10 protein-coding genes are annotated in these 11,339 nt (G+C 32.1%); 9 read left to right on the top strand and 1 reads right to left on the bottom strand.

Translation table 11 applies throughout. The features are described from left to right. On the top strand, positions 1 to 1,742 hold a 1,742-nt coding region (locus tag AB1414_00755; protein MEW6605965.1), incomplete at its 5' end, for a nucleoside-diphosphate sugar epimerase/dehydratase. Between the two features lie 359 nt (positions 1,743 to 2,101). Here the strand turns inward: AB1414_00755 and AB1414_00750 are convergent. Further along, entirely contained in the window at positions 2,102 to 3,247 is a 1,146-nt protein-coding gene (locus tag AB1414_00750; GenBank protein ID MEW6605964.1) for a Fic family protein, read from the bottom strand. 551 nt (positions 3,248 to 3,798) lie between these two features. Here AB1414_00750 and AB1414_00745 point away from each other — a divergent pair. The 8 genes from AB1414_00745 (at position 3,799) to AB1414_00710 (ending at position 11,320) form a co-directional block, all read left to right on the top strand. Continuing rightward, positions 3,799 to 4,353: a site-specific integrase gene (locus AB1414_00745; GenBank protein MEW6605963.1), complete on the top strand. Its 555-nt coding sequence runs from the start codon at positions 3,799 to 3,801 to the stop codon at positions 4,351 to 4,353. Between the two features lie 319 nt (positions 4,354 to 4,672). Continuing rightward, complete coding sequence (locus tag AB1414_00740) at positions 4,673 to 5,092, top strand: hypothetical protein (protein MEW6605962.1); 420 nt, start codon at positions 4,673 to 4,675, stop codon at positions 5,090 to 5,092. A 210-nt stretch (positions 5,093 to 5,302) separates the two neighbouring features. Further along, positions 5,303 to 6,460, top strand: a complete 1,158-nt coding sequence (locus AB1414_00735; protein MEW6605961.1) for an AAA family ATPase — start codon at positions 5,303 to 5,305, stop codon at positions 6,458 to 6,460. Next, positions 6,432 to 6,956 carry a GNAT family acetyltransferase gene (locus AB1414_00730; GenBank protein MEW6605960.1) on the top strand — a complete coding sequence of 175 codons (525 nt, stop codon included), beginning with the start codon at positions 6,432 to 6,434 and terminating at the stop codon, positions 6,954 to 6,956. Before AB1414_00735 ends, AB1414_00730 begins: the two co-directional genes overlap by 29 nt. A gap of 27 nt (positions 6,957 to 6,983) precedes the next feature. Then, positions 6,984 to 8,198: an SIR2 family protein gene (locus AB1414_00725; GenBank protein MEW6605959.1), complete on the top strand. Its 1,215-nt coding sequence runs from the start codon at positions 6,984 to 6,986 to the stop codon at positions 8,196 to 8,198. After that, positions 8,191 to 9,966: an ATP-binding protein gene (locus AB1414_00720; GenBank protein MEW6605958.1), complete on the top strand. Its 1,776-nt coding sequence runs from the start codon at positions 8,191 to 8,193 to the stop codon at positions 9,964 to 9,966. Before AB1414_00725 ends, AB1414_00720 begins: the two co-directional genes overlap by 8 nt. After that, on the top strand, positions 9,959 to 10,180 hold the full coding sequence (locus AB1414_00715; GenBank protein MEW6605957.1) for a KTSC domain-containing protein: 222 nt from the start codon (positions 9,959 to 9,961) through the stop codon (positions 10,178 to 10,180). Before AB1414_00720 ends, AB1414_00715 begins: the two co-directional genes overlap by 8 nt. A gap of 48 nt (positions 10,181 to 10,228) precedes the next feature. Then, on the top strand, positions 10,229 to 11,320 hold the full coding sequence (locus tag AB1414_00710) for a hypothetical protein (GenBank protein ID MEW6605956.1): 1,092 nt from the start codon (positions 10,229 to 10,231) through the stop codon (positions 11,318 to 11,320). The last annotated feature ends 19 nt before the right edge of the window (positions 11,321 to 11,339 follow it).

The following is an 11,339-nucleotide window of genomic DNA, read 5'->3' as shown; positions in this document are numbered from 1 at the left end:
TCCCTGTAGAAACAGAACAGCTATGGTTCGCTATCCCTAGTATTATTGTCTTTAAACTTTTAGTCTATTACTTTTCAGGTTTATATAAAATGCTCATCAATCATGTGGGCTTTGAAGATGTTATCAAGATTGCTGTTGTCACGATCGCAAGCAACGTTGCCATCGTGATTTTTATTGCTGTAACTGACCTTATGTTCATGTATAAATCGGCTTACATCTTCATTACCATTACCGAAGTTGTTCTGATCACGATCCCAAGAATCATCAACCGTTTTGTTCAATATTTAAAGACAAACCTTGAATGGAAACAAGCCCTTGGTCGTCGAACCATCATTATTGGTGCAGGTTCTGCAGGAGAAATCGTCGTAAAGGAAATTATTCGAAATAAAGACTTAAACAATATTCCTGTCGCATTTGTCGATGATGACGTTGAAAAGATTGGGAAACGCTTGATGGGGATTAAGATTGTCGGTCCAATCTCAGCCATCAAGTTTTACATCGATACCTACAGGGTTGAAGAAGTGATTATCGCCATCAGCAATTATCCAAAAGATAAACTCAGTGAGTTAGCGAATCTAGTTGCTGAAAAGAACTGTCGTATGAAACGTCTTTTATCGGTCAGTGAAATTGGCGATGAAACCAAGCCAACGATTGTCGATGTGAAGATTGAAGATTTACTCAACCGTGATGAAATTTCATTAAATGATGACTCCATTAAGGGATTTATCAAAGATGAAGTGGTACTCGTCACCGGTGGTGGTGGATCGATTGGTAGTGAGTTATGCCGACAGATTGCAGAACTCGAACCCAAACATCTTGTCATCTTTGATATTTATGAGAATAACGCCTATGAGATTCAACAAGAACTCCTAAGAAAGTTCCATAAAGCAGGAAGAAAATTAAACCTATCTGTCTATATCGGTAGTGTCTATAACAGAGAAAGATTAAAGAGCATCTTTGAACTCATTAAACCCACCATCGTGTTCCACGCAGCTGCTTATAAACATGTTCCCTTGATGGAAGATAGTGCGGTTGAAGCGGTCAGAACCAACGTTATTGGAACCCATAATGCATCTAGCCTTTCCAATGAATTTAACGTCAAGAAATTCGTCTTAGTCTCCAGTGATAAAGCGGTAAGATCGACCAATGTCATGGGAGCAACCAAACGTTATGCCGAACTCATCATCCAGGAACAACAATCCCATGCTAAAGTCACGAAGTTTTCTGCAGTAAGATTTGGTAATGTGTTAGGTTCCAATGGAAGTGTGATTCCCTTATTTAAGAAACAGATTGAAGATGGCGGTCCTGTCACAGTGACCCATCCCGATATCACAAGATACTTTATGACCATCCCAGAAGCCGTAGGACTCATTCTTCAATGCGGAGTCTATGCCAATGGTGGAGAAGTCTTTATTCTTGATATGGGTGAACCGGTGAAGATTAAAGATCTCGCTGAAAAGATGATCAGTTTAGCTGGCTTTAAGCCTTATCAAGAGATTAATATTGAATTTACAGGGCTCAGACCTGGTGAAAAACTCTATGAAGAATTGTTAGTGGATCATCTACATGGCGATCACTGCAAAACAGAAAATGATAAGATCTTTGTTGAGAAACAAAGAGAAGTGGAAGCGAAAGAACTTGAGTTTGATCAAATCATTGATACCCTTGAAAAACTTAAAAATGATCAAGTAAAAGAATTTGTAGCAACCATCATCACAACATATAAACGAAATGGCGACTAGATAGTCGTCTTTTTTTCATTATTTATAAATTTTTCATCCAGAAATCGATAAACAATAAAGTGTATTATACACAATGGCACATTCAATTACTAATGATCACTTTATATTTTGATTATATTCGGCGTTATTAATTAAATGCCGTATTTTATTTAATTATTGATTGCTTTTTTTTGAAATTTCATTTGAATACTTATTTTGTCCAAAAGAAAATACACTTGGTGGCACCTCAGAGATACTTTGAATAAACCAAAAACACTAAGATTTGATTATTAAACGTGTGATGTGAAATACCCATATATTCATAACAAGACATTTTTAGGTTATAAAGGTATGAAGATTCATCCTCATACCTTTGATGATTAATTTGTGCCATCTCTTAAAATATTCAAATAAGGCTCATATGAAAAGATACGATATCTCTTATTACCATCTACTTGTTTTAAAATACCGAGATTAACGAAAGTAGTTATTGCAGTAGATACTGTATTAAATGCTCTTCCGATACCGATACTTGCTTGCTTGATATCAATGATTGGATGTGATTCTAAATATGTGAATAGAAGTAATGCAGTTTGTTTTGTTTTTCCTTGAAGCTGACTAAGAATTTCTAAATGTTCTTTTCTTAAATTTAATAAAGATTCAATTGTTTTTAACGCATGTTTCGATGATTCAATCACACCTTCGATAAAAAATGATATCCATGCTTCATAATGTCCTTTCAATCTGACATCCATTAATCTGTCATAATAATCGATTCGATTTCTTTTTAAATAATATGACAGATATAAAGTGTCTTCTTCAAGTAAACCATAATGTTTTAATAACACCGATATCAAAAGTCTTCCGATACGACCATTTCCATCTAAAAAAGGGTGAATAGTTTCAAACTGATAGTGGATCAGAGCTATTTTGATGAGAGGATCTAATGAATCATTTTCATGTATATAAGATTCTAAATTGGCAAGTGAATTCTGCATATCACTTAGATTAGGCGGTATGAATCTTGCATTTTTTAGTGAACTACCCTGTGGTCCAATCCAATTTTGAGTTCTTCTGAGTTCTCCTGGTTCTTTATCCTTACCTCTCGATGATGTGAGTAGTACATGATGAATCTCTTTAATAAAACGAATAGAAATTGGAAGATTATTCAATAATACGTTGGCATAATAAAGTGCTTTTAGGTATTGGATGACTTCTTCAACATCTACATTCATGTTCTGCTCTAAGTGAGGATCGAAAATATCATCTAGCGTTGCTTGTGTACCTTCAATTTGACTCGATAGAAGTGCCTCTTTTCTAACATACATCGATATAAAGAGATCCTTATTTGGAATTAATTTTGATATACCATCCAGTTTACCCAGCAAATGATAAGCTTCTTTGATTTTTTTGTCGAGTACATCATCAATGACTATTTCTGGAATAGGTGGTAGATCACTTGGTCTAAAAGACTGATAGGAAAGACTCCCAGCTAAATTGTTAATAAATACACCTGAACGACTCATCGTTTGACCTCCAATTGAAATTACATCTTCATATTATCATTTTAATTTCATTTCGTCAATCTAATTGAAATAAAATAAAAAAAATACGTGTTAATTTCAGTTCATGTGACGTACATATAATGAAGAAAAACATAGGATTTAACTCATATCTTGATGAATTATCCTCGTCATAGTGAATCGTGATTCACTGAATCGTAATTCAGTAAAAAACTTCATAACTATTGAGATATATGGGTATATCAAAGAAAGATTCTACTTTTTTTAATGAATAGGTTTTTACTATTGCTGATAATATATTACTTTCTTAAGCGTTATTCTAACTCTTCACGTGACACCATATATACATGCACTACAGAATATATTATAGTTATTTAATCAAACAATATACTTAATTTTACTCGATTTAATCGCCACGATACATTGGATCCACAGATTGGGTTATGCTTTGAGATGTTGAGATGTGTTATCACAAGTCATTAAATTCAAGTAAAAAGTTCCTTATCCACTTAATATAGGTTAGAGAACTTTTTTGTTTTTGGAGATGCATACGTATGATCAAACACCCGCTTGAATCCGTACTTCTTGTCTATCTAGAAGATAAAGATATCACGAAAGAATCCTATGATCTCTATCTGATCATTTTGAAACAATACATCACATACCTAAAAGAACACGAAATCACGTTTGCTACCACACGTGATTTAGAGAATTATGTCGAGGGGTTAAGAAGAAGAAACTATTCCTCTCGATGGATTTATAACCAAATCAGCGCCATTAAGGGATTTTATCAGTATCTAAAAAGGAATGAGCGTAGATTAGACTTACCTCATGAGTATAGTGATGATATCAGTGAACCTATCAAAAACGAACGGATCACACACCACTTTCGAGAGACACTAAGTCTTGAACAAGCCAAACACTTGATTGCATCCTTAAAGGAAAATAGACGCTATATCTGGCATTACCGGGATTATGCCATCATCTATTTGATGCTGATCTCTGGGATGAGAAGTGTCGAGATCAGACGAGCCAAAAAGAAGGATCTCATCACCGCCACCTCTAAACTAGAACTGTCGATGATTTTGCATGTGAATACAGTGAGTTAACATCTGTTACACCCTAAATTGAAGAATTGACACCGATAGGACAAAATCCTATCTTTTTTTATCATTTTGAACTGTTTTGTCCATTTAGTGTTTTATTTTACATAATAGATTATTGACTTCACAGCACCATGAAGCTAATATGAGGTTTTCAAAAAAATGAGATTTTATAAATTGTGTGTTAACTCACTACATATTCATTACAAGTTATTTCCGATAAAAGAATGAGTTCACGAGAATGAAGGATTTTACTTGATTAATAGCGTCATTTAAGTGATATATATACATACCAAAGATATACACAAAGGAAGGTGATTTAAGCATGAGAAAGGAAATAAGCATAAGAGAATGGGTTGAACGATTCAATGACGGTAAATACGCATCTAGCGATGTTCAAACTCAAATTGAAGCTGGTTGGTATGATTGGTTTTGCAAAGATAGTAGTTTAGTGAATAAAACAAGAAGAATGGGTAATATTATTAAACAGATTAAACCAGGTGGTAAAGTAGATCTTGAGAGTAGTTATGTATGGTTTAAGAACAACTGTCCTCTTAACGGACCACTCTATGATGATTTCAGAATTACTGATATCGAAACAGACGAATCATTGTTCGTTATTCAAATAGAAAACCGAGCAAATGAATTTCGTTACACAGTATTTGACAGATCGAACGACTTCATAACATCAGTCATTGGTTCAAACTCATTAAGAGAAATAATTAAGTGGCTGAATACAAAATAAATATCCGAATAGTTTAAGTATGCTGCTACGGAGATAGACTAATACAATATAAAAGTCAACTTAGGTTTAAGCTGGATTGTTTTTTTCAACTAAACGATTCCAAAAAACATTAAAAAAGCATAAATAATATATTTTCAAACGAAATAAACGTGTGAATGTTTACAAAATGCCAATTTGGGTATATAATGAAAATACTAGGAGGAATCTAAAATGAAAATACTTAAAATAATTATTTCGGGATACAAGTTGCTAGAAAACAATTTCGAAATAAACTTTTTAAATAAAGCTCGTGTGAATAATTCAGATAAGGACGATGAAGTCATTGAACTAGATGAAGGTTTATATATACCAACCACCATAGTTTTTACAGGTAAGAACGCCAGTGGAAAATCATCTGTTTTATCGATGATAGAATTTGTAAATGAGTTGCTTTTGAGTGGACGAATCAAATACGATAAATTAGATTTCAGATCTAAAACAATAAAGTTAACAGTCTTTTTCTATTTACTTGAAACGGTATATAAATACGAAAGCAATATCAGCATTCCAGAAGCAACATTACTAAACGAAACAAGTTACTGTAAGTTTTCTAATGAAAAGCTATACTCAAAAAAATATTCAAAGAGTTACAGCAAGCGAATCCTCGATCTAGATTTTGATGAAAACAACACTTACACCAGTAACGTTTCAGACACATCTATCCTTTACAAACTTACAATTAAGAGAACACTAGTTATTAATACAAATAATTGGATCCATAATTATCGCATTGAAAGTATATTTGATATTTTTAATCTTGTAGAAGTTTCAACTGAGTTAATGTTGAAAATTACTAATTTATTTGATGAGGGGATCAAAAAATTCGAATACGATCTAGATAAGAAATTATTCGTTCTGGACTTGAATGGTATTGGAGCAAAAACTTACAGTGAGAAGGAAGTCGACATGCTTCTTTCAGACGGTACTAAAAAAGGATTGATTATGTTTGGATTAACCATCGCAATTCTCAAAATGGGTGGAACTCTCATTATTGATGAAATCGAAAACAGCTTCCATAAAAATCTCGTCGAAAACATCATTATGATTTTTAATGATAAGCGGATTAATGTTAAGAACGCAAATCTCATTTTTAGTACACACTATGTGGAGATACTAGATATTTTTAGAAGAAGAGATAACATCTTTGTAATGAGAAAGAACGATCACATTACAGCATGCAATTTATATAAAGATTTTAAAGATCGCATCGACTTAAGCAAGAGTAATCAATTTAATAACAATACTTTCCAAACCCTTATCAATTATGATCGTTTAATGGAGTTAAAGAAAGAATTGATTAATGAAATATCTGATACTGTTAGAGGGTAATAGTGAAAAAGCATTTATTGAATTATTAATAGATAAGGGACTATTCAAAATAAATGTAGATGATATGTTGGATTTAAGACCTCATCAAAAACGTCAGTTAGATTCATACCTGCTTGCCATGATCAGACAACTTGATAAGGATGAGCAAGTAAAAATCATTAGAATTGGCGACAAGATAACGGATAAACTGAAAATTCCAAAGGATATTAGAGAGAAAATACACTCAGAAGAAAAATATTGTACAAAACCAGAATTTGAAATCCTTATTATAATTGCTGAATCCTTGTACGAGGAATATCAAAAATGTAAAAGCAATACTAAAGCAAAAGTGTTTGCAAAACAAAGAGTGAAACTTAACGGTAAGCGATTTGACAATAGCTACACTTGGATAAAGGATTACTTCGCTAGGACTGAAATAATCTCAATATTAAAAGAATACAAATCAATTTGCAACCATAACTATAATGAATATTATTTACTCGATTTATGTAATTAAAAATCAATCAGTGAAAAGAGGGATAAAATGTCACACAGTGTGCTAAAAGTATCGAATAATTTAAACTCTATTTTGTCATCAAATAAAAAGAAATTAGGTTTTCTATTTGGTGCGGGGAGTTCTATTAATTTAGGTGATGATCTCAAATTATATAGTATTCCAGGGATCAAGGAGATTACTCAAAGAATTGTGGATGAGATAAAAGAAGATTATGCGAATACAATAAAGTCTATAAAAGAAAATGATGGTGATGTGTTCAATATTGAGTCCCTACTAACTAATATAAATATGCGCATTGAAGTTATTGGTAAAGGTACCATTGATAATTTGAATAAACAGCAACTTATAGCATTAAGAGATTCTATTGTAGATCAAATAAAAGATATCCTTGTAAAACATTTAGATATTCACGAAAAACAACTAGATCATTTTCTACCTCACGTAAAGTTTGCAAATTGGCTAAAGAATACGAAGCGTGACTTTGGCATCGAAATTTTCACAACTAATTACGATATGCTTATTGAAATGGCTTTAGAAAATTCAAAAGTTAAATTCGTTGATGGTTTTTTCGGTTCTTTACACCCATTTTTTGATTCAACTTACATAAGTAAAATAAGCAAAGACGAGAATGTTAAACTGTGGAAAATACATGGATCATTAGGATGGTCGGAATCGCACAATGGTATAATCCGCTCGATGAAAACTAAAAGTTTAATGATTCTTCCTTCAATTTTAAAGTACAAAGATTCCAGAAAAGAACCATATACTTGTCTATTAGATAGGCTGTCCTATTTTATTAAATCCGACGATTGTGTCTTAATTACATCTGGATACTCTTTTCAAGATCAACATATTAATGAAATAATTCTAGATGCATTGAAGACGAACACCAATTCATTAGTCGTTGGTCTTTTATATGACAAGTTACCATCAGGTGAATCCCTGCTTGAAAATAGTAATAGTTTAAAAAAAATGTGTATTGAAAACAATAGATTTTGGTTGTTGGGTAACAAATCTGCATACATCGATGGTCAGTATGGAGAGTATGAATACGATAATATTAGTAAGGATAATCTCGACTTAACAGAATATCTCTTCGAATCCATATTTGTGCAAAGTAAAAACGAAAAAGAAGTAGACGAAGAAAAACAAAAAATTAAAGCAATATTGAAAATTGTTGATTCACCTCAGTTATTCCGATATCTCGAGTCCATGCGATTGGAGATAAGTAAAGATGAATAAATACAGTATTGGCTATGTTCTATCAGTAAAAGGTAATCAAATCGATGTGATTTTGGATAACAATGTTGCATCAGACATAGTAGTCTATGGAGATTCAATCGTGAAAATCGGACAAATTGGAAGTTTGGTCAAAATTTCGATAGGATATGTTAGTTTAATAGGAATTATCACATCAATTAATCTGAATGAGAGAATCAAGGATGAAGTTGAGAAGGAATATTCAAACTATAGACATGCTGAAGTATTGCTTTTAGGTGAAATTTCTGGAAACCATTTTGAAAAAGGAATTACTCAGTTTCCATTAACAAAAGATGAAGTTTTTCTGCTTACGAATGATGAGTTAGAAATCATACATCTACTTGATAGGAATGTTTATCCATTAAGAATAGGTCATTTAAGCAGTAATGACTCAATTCAAGTAATGGTCGATATGAACAAGTTGATATCAAGACACTCTATTGTAATTGGAGCAACTGGTACAGGTAAATCCAATGCAGTAACAGTTATTTTAAAAGAAATATCATCTAAAAAGGAACTTGAAGCATCTAGAATATTTGTAATTGACCCTCACGGTGAATATTCAAAAGTAGTGAAAGATGACTCGAAGGTTTTCAAAATCAGATCATCAACTGAAATGAGAGATCCAAATATTGACGACTTATTTGTACCATTTTGGGCAATAGATTTTTACTCTCTCTTAGACTTGTTTTACAACAATTTGAATGAAAATCAATTATCAATGATCGCAGAATTGGTTCTCGAAAGGAAAGTTAACTCAGCTAAGAAAACAGGTGACAACCCAGGACAATTTACTATTGATACACCATATCCGTTTAGCTTAAAAAACCTTTGGTATGAACTTGATCGAAATGAAAGAAGAACATTAAATAATAGAGGAACTGATGATGAAGCATTAGTGAAAGAAGGAAATCCCGATAAATTCATCTCAGCAAAATTCAAACCGCCTGGATTTGGTTCATCCGCTCCATTCATTGATAATAATCTAAAAAAAGGAATTCAATCATTTTTAGATAGTATTAGAGCTAAACTACTTGATCCTCGTTACAATTTCATGTTTCATCCAGGCGACTATACTCCTAATGATGAGGGTGTTGTAAAATCAGATTTAGACTCTTTGTTATTTAGTTGGTTCGGTCATGACAAAAAAATAACAATTATCGATTTATCAAATATCCCTTCATACACACATCATATTATAGTCGGAACTATTTTGAACATAGTATATAATTCCTTAACTTTACTAGAAAGTCCTGTAAACGGAAAAGACTTTCCTATGTTGATTGTACTTGAAGAAGCACACTCGTATTTTGGAGATACAAAATCTAGACAAAATGTCGCAAGAAATGTTATTGAACGCATTTCAAAAGAAGGAAGAAAATATGGTGCTGGATTAATGATGATAACTCAACGTCCAAGTGAAATAGGGGACACTATAATCAGTCAGATGGGAACAATGATGTGTTTAAGATTAAACAATCCAAAAGATAAAGCATTTATTAACGGAGCTATTGACTCGGATATGGAATCAATAACGAAAACTTTATCAACTTTAAGAACTGGTGAAGCAATAATAATGGGAGAGTCTGTAAAGATACCTTGTAAAGTGAAGTATTATTTAAAAAATGAAGGTTTTTCAAGCGACCCAGTTATCTCTCAAAAATGGAAAAGTCAAAAGCCTGATCTTTCTAAATATTCTGAAATGCTTTCTATACTAAGAAATTCGAAAGGAGCACCGAAAAATGAGTGATGTTATTATGGTACATGTATCTTCATCAAATGTAGATTCTATAGGTTATGATGATCACACTTCAACATTGTTTGTACAGTTTTTAGATGGTTCAAAATATGCATATTCCAATGTCCCAAAGTATGTTTATGAGGATCTATTATCATCAAGTTCAGTAGGATCATACTTACACGTATATGTTAAAAATCAATATTCTTATGAAAAAATTGGCTAGCAGCAGTCTAAAATCTAAATTGTTGCTACAGAATAGTGAACTTAACATATGAAAATACACACAATAGAATCAAGGGATAATGTTATGTTTACAGCACTGAAAAACTATGCTAGTTTGTCGCCAGAAATTATGTCATTTAGTATTATTGAATTTTTCAACGATTTTTTGAATCACATTAATAAAGCATTTGATTACGAGAAACTTAAATATTCACTAGTTCCAAACAAAGATAAAAAAGAATATCTATTTGTATTTGATATTTCACTTTTAAAAACTTTCAACTATGGAGATACAGCCTTATCAAAAATACTGCCACACCTTGATAGAAAGAAACCCCACAACATATTAACCGGTGATTACTTAGACTTAACTCATGGTAAAGCACCTGTCAAAGTGCTAAACATTCTATTTGATTATATGAAAATAGACAATGAAAAAAGGAAATATATTGTAAATGGGCTTTATTGCATTTACATTAACAACTTGTCGGAGGAAGATGTTTATGCTATTACGTCAAATTTATCAAAAATAGAATCAATTATAGGGTATGCTGATATGACTTACTCTAGTTTATTGAAAACGTACTTGAGACGCACAATTGGTACACGATATGTATTACACGATGGGCTTGCAATAACAGGTCATGAACCTGATATTGACGAGATAAGTGATAGATGCATATCATCGGATATGCTTGAAAGTATGGGATATAAAGTTTTGAGTATTCGTGGCGATTATTTTGATATATTTCTTAAATATATGATATCTTCTGACGTTATAGTTTGGGAAGAAAGTGAATATCAACATCTAATGAGTAACGTTATCACTAAAAGTAATGACTTGGTCGATAAACCATTAAAAGTCACTCAAGATAAATTGACATATGTTGAAAACAGTAAAAAAACAATGACTAGACTAGGACTAGCAGAAGAAGATGTAGACAAGATTGAAGAGCTTATATTTGATAAGATCAAGAATAGTGTTGTATATAATATAGATTTATCACTTATCAATGAGTATCATATTGTTAAGTTTGATGTTATTTTTGATTTCATATCTCAAACAAAATGTGATAAATTCACCTGTGCACTAAAATACTCAATTGATGAAGATAGTTTGAGTATAATAACCTTCTATTAACAATAGCAAGTTGCTACAT

The organism is bacterium, assembly GCA_040755795.1.
Taxonomy (GTDB): Bacteria; UBA9089; CG2-30-40-21; order CG2-30-40-21; family SBAY01; genus JBFLXS01.
Note: the sequence above shows the minus strand (reverse complement) of the source record. Positions and strands in the feature narration are given on the sequence as shown.